A 14743-nucleotide genomic window follows, 5' to 3' on the forward strand; every position below is an offset into this window, starting at 1 on the left:
ACGGGGTTCCTGCGGGTTCCTGCGCTGTGCTGCCGTGTACTGCGAGAGTCCTGTGCGCGAATCACACGACGGACCGGGGCCCTGGGGTCCCCGGTCCGTCCGGTCCTCGTACGCGGCCCGCGGTCAGTAGCCGCCGTGGCCGTGGCCGTGACCGTGGTCGTGGTCGTGGTCGTGACCGAAACCGTGGCCGTGGTGGTGACCGTGGTCGTCGAAGTCGTCGTGGTCGTGGCCGTGTTCGTGCATGAAGCCGTCGCCGTACGAGCCGTGGTCGCCGTCGCCGCAGTCGCGGCGTACGGTGGGGATGAGATTGCGGAAGATGGACATGACGTTCCTCCTGGAACTCGCTGCACAGGAGATACGTTCCAGAACCGGCAAGGGATGGCGTTCCGGGGCAAAGGCCTGGAAACGGCCGTCGGGCGGGACCTGAGCGGTGCTCAGCCCAGCCGGGCCCCGAGCCCCCCGGTGCACCGCACCTCGTCGCCGGCCGTGATCAGCAGCGCCTCCACCTCCGGCAGCTCCTCCAGCCAGGCCAGCGCCTGCCGCGAGCCCATCGCGAAGGCGGCCGTGGCCCAGCAGTCGGCCCAGGTCAGCGAGGGGCCGACCACGGTCACGGCCACCAGGTCGGTCACCGCCGAACGTCCGGTGCGCGGATCCACGATGTGCGCGCCCCGCTCCGCCGTACCGGAGGTGGCCACCGCCAGCCGGTCCGTCCCGGCGGCCGAGATCACCGCCGCGAGCCCGCCCGGCCGGAGCGGGTCGGCCACCCCCACGCGCCACGGCCGCTGCGGTCCCGGGGTGCCCGACAGCTGGACGTCACCGCCGCCGTTCACACTCACCCCGCTCACTCCGGGGACGGCCGCCAGCCGCCGGGCGGCCCGCTCGGCCGCCCAGCCCTTGACGATCCCGGTCGGGTCCAGACGCCCCTGGTACGAGGTGCTGAACCAGCCCTGGCTCACCCGTTCCGCCTGCGCGCCCAGCTCCAGCACCTCGGCCACCTCGGGAGCGCACTCCTCGACGGACAGCTCACCCCGGGCCAGCCGGGAGAGCTCGCTGTTCTCGCGGTAGGTGCTGAACACGTCGTCGGCCCGGTGCAGTTCGGCGACGGCCGCGTCGAGCGCGGCCCGCACGGCGCCGGGCTCCCCGCCCCGGACGTCGAAGGAGAAGACGGTCCCCATGACCTCCTCCGCGTGCCGTACCGGGGCGGGTTCCTGCGCGGAACCGGTCTCCGACTCGGCCACCGGCTCAGCCACCGACCTGGTCCAGGGCGGACTGGAGGGACTGCTTGTAGCCGGTGCTGGTGTAGGTCGCCCCCGACACCGCGTCGATGTCCGCGCTGCCGGCCGCCACCGCCTCCTGGTTGAGCTTCGGTACGGACAGCTCGGTCTTCTGGGTGCTGGTGCCGCCGCTGGGCGCCTGCACCGCCTCCGCCTTGGTGATCTTCCCGCCGCTGACCGTGATCCGGACCTGGACCGGGCCGTACTGGGTCTGCGCCACGCTGCCGGTGACGGTACGGGCCTGCGCGGCCGGGGCCGAGGCCTTGCCGCTCCCGTTGCCGCTCCCGTTCCCGGTGTCGCTCCCCGCGGAGGAACCGCCCGCCGCCTTCGCCTGGTCCAGCGCGGACTGGAGGGACTGCTTGTAGCCGGCGCTGGTGTAGGTGGCGCCGGAGACGGCGTCGATGTCCGCGCTCTGCGCGGCGACCGCCTCCTGGTTGAGCTTCGGCACGGCCAGTTCGGTCTTCTGGGTGCTGGTGCCGCCGCTGGGCGCCTGCACCGCCTCCGCCTTGGTGATCTTGCCGCCGCTCATGGTCAGGCGCACCTGGACGGGACCGTACTGGGTCTGGGCCACGCGTCCGGTGACGGTGCCGGACCCGGCGCCCGCGGCGCCGCCCTGGGCCGACTCCTGTGCCGCGGCCGTCTGCTGCGGGACCGCGCCGGCGGCCTGCGCGGCGTTCGGGTCGGTCGTCGGCTTCAGCGACAGCAGCAGCACGACTCCGGACACGGTGGCGGCGGTCGCGAGCACGATACGCCGCAGGGGGTGGCTCTTCTTCATCGCTCCTGGCTCCCGTCGCTCACATCTCGAACGACTCGTGATGGATGCGCCGGGCGGGGACTCCCGCGCCGCGCAGTGCCTCGTACACCTGCTGGGCGAAGCCGGGCGGCCCGCACATGAAGACGTCGTGACGCTCGATGTCCCCGATCTTGCGGCGCAGGGTCTCGGCCGAGATGTCGGGGCGCTCGCCCTCGGGGCTGTTGACCGCGTACATCAGCCGCGCGCCACGCTCGGCGGCGATCTTGGACAGCTCGTCCCACAGCGCCAGGTCCTGGGTGGTGTTGGCGCGGTAGAGCAGGGTGATGTCGCCGGCCGCGCCGGGCAGCGTCTCGAACAGCGCCCGCATCGGGGTGATGCCGACGCCCCCCGCGACCAGCAGCACCTTGCCCTGGCTGCGCCGGGAGGCGGTCATCGCCCCGTACGGGCCCTCGGCCCACACCCGGGTGCCGGGCTGAAGTCTGCGCAGCGCGGCGCTGTGGTCGCCGATCGCCTTGACGGTGATCCGCAGCATGTCCGGGCGGGGGGCCGCCGACAGCGAGTACGGGTGCGAGCTGAAGCGCATGCCCGGGGCCAGGAACCGCCAGCGGAAGAAGTGTCCCGCCTCCGCGCCCATCCGGTGCAGCTTCCGGCCGCCGATCAGCACCGACACGATGCCGGGCGTCTCCTCGATGACCGCCTCGACCCGCATCCGGTGCCGCATGTTCAGCCGGATCGGGGTGAGGATGCGGTACCAGAGCACCAGCGCGGTGACCGAGCCGTACAGCGCGTACCAGGCGGTCTTCGCGACCGGCTCCACGGCGAAGTCGTTGCCCGTGGTGATCTGGTGCCAGAACGTCAGGAACACGGCCGCGTACGTCATCAGATGGATGTGGTACCAGGTGTCGTACGGCATCAGCTTGCGGATGCCGCCGACCGACACCAGTCCGATGACGACCAGCAGGCCCGTGCCGATGGCGGCCTTGCCCATGTCCGGCAGCTGGTTGATGGAGTCGATCGTCTGCTGGACGATGTCGCCCAGCGTCTTACCGCCCTGGAGCGCGTAACCCCACATGGTGAGGAAGACGTGCGCGATGACCAGGGAGAGCGTGTAGCGGCCGCTCATCGCGTGCCAGCGGGCCACCCGGTCGGAGCCCACCCGGCGCTCCAGGGCGGGGACCCGGGCCATCTGCAGTACGACGAGCGCCATCAGGTATCCGGCCAGCAGACCGGTGATCCGGCCCGCGTTGAGGATCTTGCTGTTGTCGTCGGCGATCGACGGTGTGTTGTGCCACCACAGCCACAGCACCCCCATCGCGCCCGCCCATACGGCGAGCAGCAGGGGGACGGCAGGGGAGCGGCGCGGACGGATGCGGCGCATCGTCTGGCGTCGGGCGGCACGGCCGCCCGCGAGCGTGGTGGTCACGGTTCCTCCGTGGAGACTTGACCCTTGGCCCACACATACGTGCGGAGTCTCCCGAGTGTTCAGCTTTTCGCTGAGTCGAGCGCGGACTGGAGTGACTGGCGGTAACCGTCGCTCGTGTACGTCGCTCCCGAGACGGTGTCGATGTCCGCGCTCTGTGCCGCCAGCGCCTCCCGTCGCAGCTCGGGGACGGCGTAACTGTTGATCTCCTGGTCCCGCGGGTTCTCCTGCGGATAGGTGACCGCGGTGACCTCGGTCAGCCTGCCGTCCTTCAGGGTGATCCGCACCTGGACGGGGCCCCAACGGGTCTGGACGGTCTCCCCGGTGACGGTCCTGGTGCCGGAGGAACCGGAGGAACCAGACGAGCCGGCCGCGCCCGACCCGGCCGAGGCGGCGGGCGGGACGGCCACGGCCACGGCCGTGCTCGTGTGCGGCTTCAACGACAGCAGCAGGACCGTTCCGCAGACGGTGGCGGCTCCGGACAGCACGATCCGGCGCAGGGGACGGTTCTTCCTCAACGGGTGCACGACGGCCTCACAGTTCGAACGACTCGTGGTGGATACGACGGTCCGGCACACCGGCGGCGCGCAGCTCCCGGTACACGTCCTGGGCGAAGGAGTGCGGACCGCACAGGTACACGTCGTGCCCGGCCAGATCGGTGACGGCCGAGCGCAGCGCACCGGCGGAGAGGTCGGGGCGTTCCCCGCGGGGGCCGTTGAGCGCGTAGAGCACCTTCGCGCCCCGCCAGCGCGCCAGCGCATCCAGCTCCTGGCCCAGCGCGAGGTCCTCGGCGGTGCGCGCCCGGTACAGCAGGGTGACCTCGCCCGGCAGCGTCTCGAACAGCGCCCGCAGCGGGGTGATCCCGACCCCGCCCGCGATCAGCAGCGACCGGGCGGCGGTGCGCCGGTCGGCGGTCATCGACCCGTACGGACCCTCCGCCCACACCCGGGTGCCCGGCCGCAGCAGGGACACCGCCGCGCTGTGCCCGCCGAGCGCCTTGACCGTGATGCGCATCAGGTCCGGGCGGGGCGGCGCGGACAGGGAGTACGGCGTCGACGTCCAGCCCATGCCCTCCCCGAGGAACCGCCACCGGAAGAACTGGCCCGCCCGGGCGCCCGTCTCGTCCAGCCGCTCACCACGCACCACGACCGAGTACACGCCCGGCGCCTCCCGCTGCACGGACTCGACCCGCATCCGGTGGCGCCGGTTGAACCGCACCGGTTCCAGGACCCGGAACCAGAGCACCAGGGCCGCGACGCCCAGGTACAGCACGTACCAGGCCGCCGTGGTGACCGCGTCGCCGTTGAAGTCGTCGCCGAGCGTCAGCTGGTGGCCGAAGGCGAGGAACACCGCGGCGTACGTCAGCAGGTGGACGTAGTACCAGAACTCGTAGCTGGTCCGGCGGCGCGCGGCACGGGCCGAGGTGACGCCGACCGCGAACAGGATCACGGTGGCCGCGGTGGCCTTCAGCATGTCCGGGTAGTCGAGGACCACGGTCACCGTCTCGTGCAGGACCGACTGGCGGTCCTGGGCGGCGTACCCGGCGAGGATCAGCACGATGTGCGCCACCAGCAGGCAGACCGTGTACCGGCCCGCCATGGCGTGCCAGCGGGCCACCCGGTCCGAGCCGATCCGCCGCTCCAGCAGCGGCACCCGCGCCATCAGGCCCACCAGCACCGCGCACGCGTACCCGCACAGCAGCCCGGCGATCCGGCCCGCGCCGGTCAGCCAGCCCGCCGCGCCGATCACGGAACCGGTGTCCGACCACCACAGCGCGAGCACGGCGAACGCCCCCGCCCACAGCAGCGCGAGCACCGGACCCGCGGGGGAGCGCCGGGCGGCCGGTGGTCGGGCGGTCGCCGCCCGATGCTCGTCCACGGTGGTCATGTGTGCGTCCTTCCGTCCTGCTGTCCGTTCCGCCCGCCACTGTGCGGGTCGAACCTCTGAGATCGCTCTGAGCGGGCGTCCCGCACCGCGGACTCAGAGGAAACTCACAGTGGCCACGGGCGCCGGGCGCCGTCCCGAGGGGTGATGCTGGTGAGAGCCATGAACACCACCCGCTCCGGCCACCCGGCCGTCACCCGCCCCGACGGCACACCGCTGCGCGTCCTCGTCGTCGACGACGACCCCGACCTCGCCGAGGTGCTGTCCGGCGCGCTGCGCTACGAGGGCTGGCGGGTGCGCACGGCCGGCGACGGCGCGACCGCGCTCGCCGAGGCCCGGGAACTGATGCCCGACGCCGTCGTGCTCGACGTGATGCTCCCCGACACCGACGGCTTCGCCGTGCTGCGCGCCCTGCACGAGGTGACGCCCGACATCTGTGTGCTCTTCCTCACCGCCCGGGACGCGGTCGAGGACCGCATCGCGGGCATCACGGCGGGCGGCGACGACTACGTCACCAAGCCCTTCAGCCTGGAGGAGGTCGTCGCCCGGGTCCGGGGACTGCTGCGCCGCGCCGGGATCGCCCGCCGGCAGGAGGACGGTCCCCGCCTGACCGTCGGCGAGCTGGTGATGGACGAGGAGGCCCGCGAGGTCACCCGCGCGGGAGAGCTGATCGAGCTGTCGCCGACCGAGTTCGAGCTGCTGCGCCTGCTGATGCGCAACCCGCGGCGCGTCCTCAGCAAGGCGCAGATCCTCGACCGCGTCTGGTCGTACGACTTCGGCGGCCGCGCCCACGTCGTCGAGCTGTACATCTCGTACCTGCGCAAGAAGGTGGACGCGGGCCGCGAGCCGATGATCCACACGGTGCGCGGGGCGGGGTACGTGCTCAAGCCGGTGGCCCGGTGAGCCGATGACACCGCGATCGCGCCCGGGGGCCCGCCCGCGCCTGAACCTGCGTCGGCTCCTGAGCCCGCGCCTGCGCCTGCGCCTGCGTCCGCGCTCGGCCGCGCGGTCGGGGGCGCGTCCGCTGCTGGGCCGGCTGCCCGGGCCGCGCACGCTGCGGGCCCGGCTCACCCTCGGCCTGGTGGTGCTGCTGGCGATCAGCTGTGCCGCGGTCGGCGTGGCCGCCGTCGTCGGGCTGAACGGCTTCCTCACCAGCCGCCTCGACGAGCAGCTCGGCGGCGTCGGGACCCGGTTCCCGGCCAGCCTGGAGCACCCGGGCCGGCTGCGCGACGACCACGACGGCGACGAGTACGGCGACACCCGCCGGCAGGCCACGGGCACCTTCGGCGCCCGTCTGGTCGGCGGCACGGTCACCAACGCGGCCGTCGTCCCGGCCGGCGAGGCCACCACCATCCTGGACGTGCCCCTGACCGCCGAGGACCGCGAGCGTCTCGCCGCGGTCCCGGCCGACGGCAGGGGCCACACGGTCGCGCTCTCCGCCCTCGACGACTACCGGCTCATGGCGGCCCGTGGCCTCGACGGCGACGTACTGGTCACCGGGCTGCCGCTGGAGCCGGTCCAGGCCACCGTCCACCGGCTGGAACTGGTCGCCGGGATCGTCTTCGCCCTCGCCCTGGCCGCGACCGGTGTGGTGGGCGCCCTCTGGGTGCGCTGGTCGCTGCGCCCGCTGAGCAGGGTCGCGGACACCGCGACCCGGGTCGCCGAACTGTCGCTGGCCAGCGGCGAGGTCGCGCTGCCGCCACGGGCCCCCGAGTCCGACCCGCGCGGCGAGGTGGGCCGGCTCGCCGCCGCCTTCAACCGCATGCTCGGCCATGTCGAGGACGCGCTGACCAAGCGCCACGCCAGCGAGGAACGGCTGCGCAGCTTCGCGGCCGACGCCAGCCACGAACTGCGCACCCCGGTGGCCTCGGTACGCGGGCACGCCGAGCTCGCCCTGCTGCACCCGGGACCCGTGCCGGCCCAGATCACCCACGCCCTGGAACGCATCGCCGCCGAGTCGTCCCGGATGGGCGAGATGGTCGACGACCTGCTGCTGCTGGCCCGGCTGGACGCCGGACGCCCTCTCGAACGCCTGCCGGTCGACCTCACCCGCCTGGTCCTGGACGCGGTGACGGACGCCCGGGTGGCCGGCCCCGGCCACCGCTGGACCCTGGAGCTCCCGGAGGACCCGGTCACGGTGACCGGCGACGCCCACCGGCTGCACCAGGTGCTGGCCAACCTGCTGGCCAACGCGCGGCTGCACACCCCCGCGGGCACCGAGGCCACGGTGGTCCTGGAGACCGACGCCGAGGCGGCCGTCCTCGCGGTCCACGACAACGGCCCCGGCGTCCCCGACGACATCCGGCCGGGCGTCTTCGAACGCTTCACCCGCGCAGACCGCCGCCGTACGGAGGCCTCCGGCAGTGGTGCCGGACTCGGCCTGTCGATCGTGGCGGCCGTGGTGGACGCCCACGCCGGGAGCGTGGACCTGACGAGCCGCCCGGGGGCGACGACCTTCACGGTACGACTGCCGCGGCAGCGCCCGCCGGACGTCAGTACCGCGTGATCGCCGTCGCCCCGCCGCGCGTACCGATCGCGATGTGCGGGCGCAGTGCCGGGTCGGCCCAGCGCAGCAGCGCGCGCATCGCCTCCACCGGGACCGACACGCAACCCGCCGTCGCCCCGGCCCCGTCGACGTGCAGGAAGATCCCGGCGCCACGCCCGCGCACCGGCCGGGCGTAGTTGAAGCCGACGACGAGCGCGTAGGCGTACTGCTTCGTGTACGCGATCAGATGCTCGGACTCGGCGGCCCGGCAGTCGGCCGGGCGGGGCTCGGTGAAACGGTTGTAGGACCGGGAGTCTTTGTCCTGGCACCACCAGGAGTCCTGCCGGACCGGCCGGTAGGCGACCTCGGTCCCGGCCGGGGCCGGCTCGATCCCGAACCCGAACGGCAGGTCGTACAGCCCGGTCGGGGTCGTGTTCGTCCCCTGGGTGCGCGAGGCGCCCTCCACCAGTCCCCTCGCCCCGAACCGGGCCGGTGCGGAACCGGCCCGCACCCACCGCCCGTCGCGCAGGTCCCACCAGGCGAGCGTGCCCGACGTCGCCTCGGCCGTGGGGGCCTGAGCGGTGATCAGCTGGCGGCCGCCGCCGGTGTCCGCCAACTGCGCGGGCAGCGGCGGGTCCTCACCGGGGGCGGCGGCGCCCAGCAGCAGGAAGGACAGCGAGGCGAGCGAGGCGGCGACGGCACCAGGGCGCATGATCAGAAGTTAGACGGCGGCACCGGCCGGGGTGGTCCGTCCGGGCCCCGACACGCCGTGGCCGCCCCGGCCGGCGTTCTCTCGGGGCGGCCACGGCTGTCCGTCACCTCACTTGTTCAGGGTGCAGGCGGCGAGGGCGTCGAGGCCCTGGGGCTTGGCGGCGGTGCGGCCGATGGAGATGGCGATGCGGTCGATGGTGGAGACGCGCTTGTCCTTGAGGGGGCCGAGGATGGCGTTCTGGACGAAGTTGGGTCCGCCCTGGCCGACCGTGTTGACGAGGCGGGTGTTGGCCTCGTCGATCTGGGTCTGGAGCAGGGCGAGGTTGCGGGTGACCTCGGCCTGCGCGGTGGCGGGGATGGCGGGCAGCTTCGAGGCGACGTCCGGGCAGCTGATGGTGCCGACGCCGCTCGCGCCGGCGTTGCCCGCCGGGGCGGTCGCGGCCGCGGTGGCGGTCGCGCCGGATGTGGCTCCGGCGTTCGCTCCGGCGTTCGCGCCGGTGCCCGCCGCACCGCCCGCGTTGAGGGTGCAGGCGGCGAGGGCGTCGAGGCCCTGGGGCTTGGCGGCGGTGCGGCCGATGGAGATGGCGATGCGGTCGATGGTGGAGACGCGCTTGTCCTTGAGGGGGCCGAGGATGGCGTTCTGGACGAAGTTGGGTCCGCCCTGGCCGACCGTGTTGACGAGGCGGGTGTTGGCCTCGTCGATCTGGGTCTGGAGCAGGGCGAGGTTGCGGTCGACCTCGGCCTTGGCCGTGGCCGGGATGGCGGGCAGCTTCGAGGCGACGTCCGGGCAGCTGATGGTGCCCGGATCCGCCAGCGTCCGAGCGTTGGTGCTGCCGTTGCCGGACGACGGGCCGGCCAAGGCGGAACCGGCGATGACCGCGCCGGACAGCGCCACGGCCGCGGCGCCGCCGATGATCGCGACACGGCGCTTGTTGTACTTCGGGAGTGCCCTGGACATGCGATGGCCTCACTCGGTTCGGGGGTGTCTTCGTCTGGCAACGCGGCGCCTGCGTTCGGGCAGAGATACGCGAAAGCGTTTTCCCGCGTTCAACCGGTCGGGGAAAAGGCCGGGGAAAGGTCGGGGAAAAGGCCGCCAGGAATCCCAGTGACCTTCCGAGATTGACGAATCATGCAGAGGTCCGCATAATCATGCAGGCAAGGTGGCGCACGGGGAGCCGGTCGCACATCACCACTTACGAGGAGCAACGCGAGTGAGCAGCAACAGCGGTGACGTACGGCTCTGGGGCGGCCGTTTCGCCGACGGTCCCGCCGAGGCCCTGGCGAAGCTGTCCGCGTCCGTCCACTTCGACTGGCGGCTCGCGCCGTACGACATCGCGGGTTCGCGGGCCCACGCGCGCGTGCTGCACAAGGCCGGACTCCTCACGGACGACGAACTGACCCGGATGCTGGCGGGTCTGGACCGCCTGGAGACGGACGTCGCGGACGGCTCCTTCGTCGGCACGGTCGCCGACGAGGACGTCCACACCGCCCTGGAACGGGGTCTGCTGGAGCGCCTCGGCCCCGACCTCGGCGGCAAGCTGCGCGCGGGCCGGTCCCGCAACGACCAGGTGGCCACCCTCTTCCGGATGTACCTGCGCGACCACGCCCGGATCATCGGCGGTCTGATCGCCGACCTCCAGGACGCGCTGATCGGTCTGGCCGAGGCCCACCCGGACGTGGCCATGCCCGGCCGCACCCACCTCCAGCACGCCCAGCCGGTGCTCTTCGCCCACCACGTGCTCGCCCACGTCCAGTCGCTGTCGCGGGACGCCGAACGGCTGCGCCAGTGGGACGAGCGGACCGCCGTGTCGCCGTACGGCGCGGGCGCGCTCGCCGGCAGCAGCCTCGGCCTGGACCCGGAGGCGGTCGCCGCGGACCTCGGCTTCGAGCGCGGCAGCGTGGGCAACTCCATCGACGGCACGGCCTCGCGCGACTTCGCCGCCGAGTTCGCCTTCATCACCGCGATGATCGGGGTCAACCTCTCCCGGATCGCCGAGGAGATCATCATCTGGAACACGAAGGAGTTCTCCTTCGTGACCCTGCACGACGCGTTCTCCACGGGTTCGTCGATCATGCCGCAGAAGAAGAACCCCGACATCGCCGAGCTGGCGCGCGGCAAGTCGGGCCGTCTGATCGGCAACCTGACCGGCCTCATGGCCACGCTCAAGGCCCTCCCGCTCGCGTACAACCGCGACCTCCAGGAGGACAAGGAGCCGGTCTTCGACTCCTGCGACCAACTGGAGGTCCTGCTCCCGGCCTTCACCGGCATGATGGCCACCCTCACCGTCCACCGCGAGCGGATGGAGGAGCTGGCCCCGGCCGGTTTCTCCCTCGCGACCGACATCGCGGAGTGGCTGGTCAAGCAGGGTGTGCCGTTCCGGGTGGCGCACGAGGTGGCCGGCGAGTGCGTCAAGGCCGCCGAGGCCGAGGGCAAGGAGCTCGACGGTCTGACGGACGAGCAGTTCGCGAAGATCTCCGTCCACCTCACCCCCGAGGTGCGGTCGGTCCTCAACGTCCCCGGGGCCCTGGCCTCCCGCAACGGCCGCGGCGGTACGGCGCCGGAGGCGGTCGCCGTCCAGCTCGCCGAGGTGCAGGCGGACGTGGCGGCCCAGCACGCCTGGGCGGACGCCGGGAAGCGGTAGACGTCCGACGCCTGGTCCCCCGGCCCCCGGCTCCGCGCGGGGCCCGGGGACCACGGCGGACACCGCGCCGCCGGACCCACCCGGCGGCGCGCTCACGTTTCACCGTCTCCAGGGCGGTTAGGTTTGGGTTCAGCCGCAAGGAGCCGACCGAACCGGAGCCAGCGATGCCGTTCACCCGCCTCGCCACCGCCACGACGCCAACCTGCCACCTCGGCCTCGGTCTCGCCGCCGTCGGCCGGCCCGGTTACATCAACCTCGGCCGGGACCAGGACCTGCCGTCCGAGCGCAGCGTCGACGCCCTGCGCGAGCGGACCCACGAACTGCTGGACGCCGCCTATGCCCAGGGCGTGCGCTACTTCGACGCCGCCCGCTCCTACGGCCGCGCGGAGGAGTTCCTCGCCGAGTGGCTGACCGCGCACCCCGAGGCCGACGACGTCGTCGTCGGCAGCAAGTGGGGCTACACGTACACCGCCGACTGGTCCGTCGAGGCCGAGCGGCACGAGGTCAAGGACCACGGTCTCGCGACGTACGAGCGGCAGCGCGCCGAGACCGACGCGCTGCTCGGCGACCGGTTCGATCTCTACCAGATCCACTCGGTGACCCCCGACAGCCCGGCCCTCACCGACAAGGAACTGCACGCGAAGCTCGCGGAGTCGGCCGCCCGGGGCGTCACCGTCGGCTTCTCCACCAGCGGCCCGGACCAGGCCGAGGCCATCCGTGCCGCGCTCGCCGTGACGGTGGAGGGCGAGCCCCTCTTCCGTACCGTCCAGGCCACGTACAACGCCCTGGACACCTCTGCCGCCCCGGCCCTCGCCGAGGCGCACGACGCCGGACTCACGGTGATCGTCAAGGAGGGCATGGCCAACGGACGGCTCGCGGAGCCGTACGCGCCGCGGGTGCTGAAGGAGGTGGCGGCGGAGGTCTCCCTCGGCTGCGACGCGGTCGCCCTCGCCCTGGTGCTGCGCCGGCCCTGGGCCGGGGTCGTCCTGTCCGGTGCCGCGACCGTCGGCCAGCTCGCCTCCAACCTGCACGCGGCCGTCGTGGACCTCGACGAGGACCGCCTGGCCCGGCTGGCCACGCTGGTCGAGGAGCCGCACGCGTACTGGGAGCGGCGCGGGCAGCTGCGCTGGCACTGAGTGACCCTTGGGACCGCCACGGTGAGCCACGCACGCCTTTGATGAGACATCACTGTCTCATGTGGTCTATTCTTGTCTCATGGCTGTCGACCGTGACCACGTGCTGCGCAGCGCAGCCGCCCTGCTGACCCGCAGAGCCACCGCGACCATGGACGAGGTCGCCAGGGCCGCCGGGATCAGCCGGGCCACCCTGCACCGCCAGTTCGCCGGGCGCGACGCGCTCGTACGGGCGCTGGAGTCGCTCGGCATCGCCGAGTGCGAGGCGGCGCTGGACGCGGCCCGCCTGGACGACGGGCCGGCGCGGGACGCCGTGCACCGGCTGGTGCGCGCGATCGAACCCGCCGCCGGGCTGCTCGCCTTCCTCTACACCGAGAACCAGCTCTTCGAGGGCGACGGTCAGAACACCGGCTGGACCCGGATCGACGACCGGATCGCGGCCCTGTTCCGGCGCGGTCAGGAGAGCGGCGAATTCCGCATCGACCTCACCCCGGCCTGGCTGACCGAGGCCCTCTACGGACTGCTCGCCTCCGCCGCCTGGGCGGTCTCGGAAGGCCGGGTCGCGGCCAAGGACTTCACCCGCATGACCGTCGAGCTGCTCCTCGGCGGCGCACTGCGACGTGACGAACCACGACGTGACGAACCGCGACGCGACGATCCACGACGCGACGAACCGCGGCAGGACGAACCACGACTTGACGAACGACGGAGAGAGGAATCATGAGCAGCACCCTGCGGCCGGCCGCGACGACGGAGGCGGTGCGCCGCCCGGGCCGCTGGCTCGCGCTGTCCGTCCTCGTGCTCGCCGTGCTGCTGGTGGCCGTCGACGCGACCGTCCTCGGCCTCGCGACCCCCTACATCAGCGAGGACCTGGAGCCCACCGGCACCCAGCTCCTGTGGATCGGTGACGTCTACTCCTTCGTCATCGCCGGGCTGCTCGTCTCCATGGGCAGCCTCGGCGACCGCATCGGCCGCAAGCGGATCCTGCTCTGCGGAGCCACCGCGTTCGGCGCGATCTCCGTCCTGAACGCCTACGCGACCACGCCCGAGACGATGATCCTCGCCAGGGCCCTGCTCGGGGTCGCCGGTGCCACCCTGATGCCGGCCACGCTCGCCCTGATCCGCAACCTCTTCCACGATCCGCGCGAACGCAGCCTCGCCATCGGCATCTGGGGCGCCGTCGCCTCGGCGGGCACGGCCGTGGGCCCGATCGTCGGCGGCTTCCTGCTCGAACACTTCTGGTGGGGCTCGGTCTTCCTGATCAACCTGCCCGTGATGGCCGTCCTCGTCCTCGTCGGCAGCAGGCTGCTGCCGGAGTCGCGCAACCCGAGCCCCGGACCCTGGGACCTGATCAGCGTGGTGCTGTCCCTGGTCGGCATGATCGGTGTCGTCTACGCGGTCAAGGAGGCCGCCACCCACGGCCTCACCTGGGAGACGGCGGTCGCGGGCGTGCTGGGCGCGGCGGCTCTGTACTGGTTCGTCCGGCGTCAGCTCACCCTGCCGGCCCCGTTGCTGGACATGCGGCTGTTCCGCAGCCGCGGGTTCAGCGGCGCCGTCCTCGCCGACCTGCTGACCGTGCTGGGCCTGTCAGGTCTGGTGTTCTTCCTCTCCCAGTACCTGCAACTCGTCCAGGGCCGGGGCCCGTTCGAGGCGGGCCTGGCCGAGCTGCCCGCCGCGGTCGGCGCGGTGGCGGCCGGTCTGGTGGCGGGCCACGCGGCCCGGCGGTTCTCGGTACGGGCCGTGGTCTCGGGCGGTCTCGCCGCCGTGGGCCTCGCTCTCGCCGCGCTCACCGTGCTGGACCGGTCGACGGACTACCTGTTCCTCGGCACCGCCCTGCTGGTCGTCGGGGTAGGCGCCGGGTTCTCCTTCACCGTCACCGCCGACGTGATCCTCTCCAGCGTGCCCAAGGAGCAGGCGGGCGCCGCGTCGGCGGTCTCCGAGACGGCGTACGAACTGGGCGCGGCCCTCGGCATCGCCGTGCTCGGCTCCATCATGACCGGCGTCTACCGCGGCTTCACCGCTCCGGCGGGCACCCCGGCCGCGGCGCACGAGTCGCTCGGCGGCGCGGTCGAGGCGGCGGGACACCTGCCCCCGGACACGGCACGGCAACTGCTGTCCTCGGCCCGCGAGGCGTTCGTGGACGGCCTGGGCCTGGCGGCGGGAGCGGGCGCCGTGGTCCTGCTCGCGACGGCGGTGGCGGCCTGGTTCCTGCTGCGCGACCAGCGGCTCTGAAGGGGTGCGGGGAACTGCGCGACCAGCCGCAGCGCACCCGCACCCGAAGGCCGACCGGCCGCCTGTATGGCCTCGTCGGAACCGCCGGAGGCTTACGCGGCCTTCGCCTTGGTTGTGGCGACCAGCGGCTCTGAAGGGGTGCGGGGAACTGCGCGACCAGCCGCAGCGCACCCGCACCCGAAGGCCGACCGGCCGCCTGTAAGGCCTC

General features: G+C 73.0%; 14 protein-coding genes. 6 read left to right on the top strand and 8 right to left on the bottom strand.

Translation table 11 applies throughout. The annotated features are described in order from the left end of the window. Positions 1-123 precede the first annotated feature (123 nt). From ACWC24_RS29740 to ACWC24_RS29765, 6 genes are all read right to left on the bottom strand, one after another. Complete coding sequence (locus ACWC24_RS29740) at positions 124-324, bottom strand: hypothetical protein (protein ID WP_450665973.1); 201 nt, start codon at positions 322-324, stop codon at positions 124-126. A 110-nt stretch (positions 325-434) separates the two neighbouring features. Further along, a complete protein-coding gene (locus ACWC24_RS29745) occupies positions 435-1175 on the bottom strand; it encodes an FAD:protein FMN transferase (RefSeq protein ID WP_450666030.1) in 741 nt (246 codons plus the stop codon). A 67-nt stretch (positions 1176-1242) separates the two neighbouring features. After that, positions 1243-2049, bottom strand: coding sequence for an FMN-binding protein (locus ACWC24_RS29750; RefSeq protein ID WP_450665974.1), 807 nt, complete (start codon positions 2047-2049; stop codon positions 1243-1245). Positions 2050-2068: 19 nt separating this feature from the next. Continuing rightward, the gene (locus ACWC24_RS29755; protein WP_450665975.1) at positions 2069-3451 is read right to left on the bottom strand and encodes a ferredoxin reductase family protein; all 1383 of its coding nucleotides are present in this window, start codon (positions 3449-3451) and stop codon (positions 2069-2071) included. 59 nt (positions 3452-3510) lie between these two features. Further along, positions 3511-3975 (bottom strand): FMN-binding protein, encoded by a 465-nt coding sequence (locus tag ACWC24_RS29760; protein WP_450665976.1) that lies wholly within the window; start codon positions 3973-3975, stop codon positions 3511-3513. Positions 3976-3982: 7 nt separating this feature from the next. Then, entirely contained in the window at positions 3983-5335 is a 1353-nt protein-coding gene (locus ACWC24_RS29765; protein ID WP_450665977.1) for a ferredoxin reductase family protein, read from the bottom strand. 159 nt (positions 5336-5494) lie between these two features. On the opposite strand from ACWC24_RS29765, the gene ACWC24_RS29770 reads away from it, so the two are divergent. Beyond that, complete coding sequence (locus tag ACWC24_RS29770; RefSeq protein WP_450665978.1) at positions 5495-6235, top strand: response regulator transcription factor; 741 nt, start codon at positions 5495-5497, stop codon at positions 6233-6235. A 4-nt stretch (positions 6236-6239) separates the two neighbouring features. Then, on the top strand, positions 6240-7838 hold the full coding sequence (locus ACWC24_RS29775; RefSeq protein ID WP_450665979.1) for a sensor histidine kinase: 1599 nt from the start codon (positions 6240-6242) through the stop codon (positions 7836-7838). On the opposite strand, the gene ACWC24_RS29780 is transcribed toward ACWC24_RS29775, so the two are convergent. Together ACWC24_RS29780 and ACWC24_RS29785 are read right to left on the bottom strand one after the other, a co-directional pair. Next, positions 7825-8529 carry a L,D-transpeptidase family protein gene (locus tag ACWC24_RS29780; RefSeq protein ID WP_450665980.1) on the bottom strand — a complete coding sequence of 235 codons (705 nt, stop codon included), beginning with the start codon at positions 8527-8529 and terminating at the stop codon, positions 7825-7827. The genes ACWC24_RS29775 and ACWC24_RS29780 overlap by 14 nt on opposite strands. Positions 8530-8637: 108 nt before the next feature. Next, on the bottom strand, positions 8638-9486 hold the full coding sequence (locus ACWC24_RS29785) for a hypothetical protein (RefSeq protein WP_450665981.1): 849 nt from the start codon (positions 9484-9486) through the stop codon (positions 8638-8640). 253 nt (positions 9487-9739) lie between these two features. Here ACWC24_RS29785 and argH point away from each other — a divergent pair, with 253 nt between their 5' ends. From argH to ACWC24_RS29805, 4 genes are all read left to right on the top strand, one after another. Next, a complete protein-coding gene (argH, locus tag ACWC24_RS29790; RefSeq protein WP_450665982.1) occupies positions 9740-11170 on the top strand; it encodes an argininosuccinate lyase in 1431 nt (476 codons plus the stop codon). A gap of 164 nt (positions 11171-11334) precedes the next feature. After that, positions 11335-12306, top strand: coding sequence for an aldo/keto reductase (locus tag ACWC24_RS29795; protein ID WP_450665983.1), 972 nt, complete (start codon positions 11335-11337; stop codon positions 12304-12306). A 79-nt stretch (positions 12307-12385) separates the two neighbouring features. Continuing rightward, complete coding sequence (locus ACWC24_RS29800) at positions 12386-13027, top strand: TetR/AcrR family transcriptional regulator (protein ID WP_450665984.1); 642 nt, start codon at positions 12386-12388, stop codon at positions 13025-13027. Then, positions 13024-14535 (top strand): MFS transporter, encoded by a 1512-nt coding sequence (locus ACWC24_RS29805; protein WP_450665985.1) that lies wholly within the window; start codon positions 13024-13026, stop codon positions 14533-14535. The genes ACWC24_RS29800 and ACWC24_RS29805 overlap by 4 nt, the downstream gene beginning before the upstream one ends. The last annotated feature ends 208 nt before the right edge of the window (positions 14536-14743 follow it).

This window comes from Streptomyces sp. NPDC001443 (assembly GCF_053597355.1).

Bases quoted from the DNA above. Each gene is read 5' to 3' on its own strand.
- ACWC24_RS29740 (WP_450665973.1), bottom strand. From the start codon at position 324: ATGTCCATCTTCCGCAATCTCATCCCCACCGTACGCCGCGACTGCGGC.
- ACWC24_RS29805 (WP_450665985.1), top strand. From the start codon at position 13,024: ATGAGCAGCACCCTGCGGCCGGCCGCGACGACGGAGGCGGTGCGCCGC.
- ACWC24_RS29770 (WP_450665978.1), top strand. From the start codon at position 5,495: ATGAACACCACCCGCTCCGGCCACCCGGCCGTCACCCGCCCCGACGGC.
- ACWC24_RS29795 (WP_450665983.1), top strand. From the start codon at position 11,335: ATGCCGTTCACCCGCCTCGCCACCGCCACGACGCCAACCTGCCACCTC.
- ACWC24_RS29750 (WP_450665974.1), bottom strand. From the start codon at position 2,049: ATGAAGAAGAGCCACCCCCTGCGGCGTATCGTGCTCGCGACCGCCGCC.
- ACWC24_RS29800 (WP_450665984.1), top strand. From the start codon at position 12,386: ATGGCTGTCGACCGTGACCACGTGCTGCGCAGCGCAGCCGCCCTGCTG.
- ACWC24_RS29765 (WP_450665977.1), bottom strand. From the start codon at position 5,335: ATGACCACCGTGGACGAGCATCGGGCGGCGACCGCCCGACCACCGGCC.
- ACWC24_RS29745 (WP_450666030.1), bottom strand. From the start codon at position 1,175: ATGGGGACCGTCTTCTCCTTCGACGTCCGGGGCGGGGAGCCCGGCGCC.
- ACWC24_RS29785 (WP_450665981.1), bottom strand. From the start codon at position 9,486: ATGTCCAGGGCACTCCCGAAGTACAACAAGCGCCGTGTCGCGATCATC.
- ACWC24_RS29775 (WP_450665979.1), top strand. From the start codon at position 6,240: ATGACACCGCGATCGCGCCCGGGGGCCCGCCCGCGCCTGAACCTGCGT.
- ACWC24_RS29780 (WP_450665980.1), bottom strand. From the start codon at position 8,529: ATGCGCCCTGGTGCCGTCGCCGCCTCGCTCGCCTCGCTGTCCTTCCTG.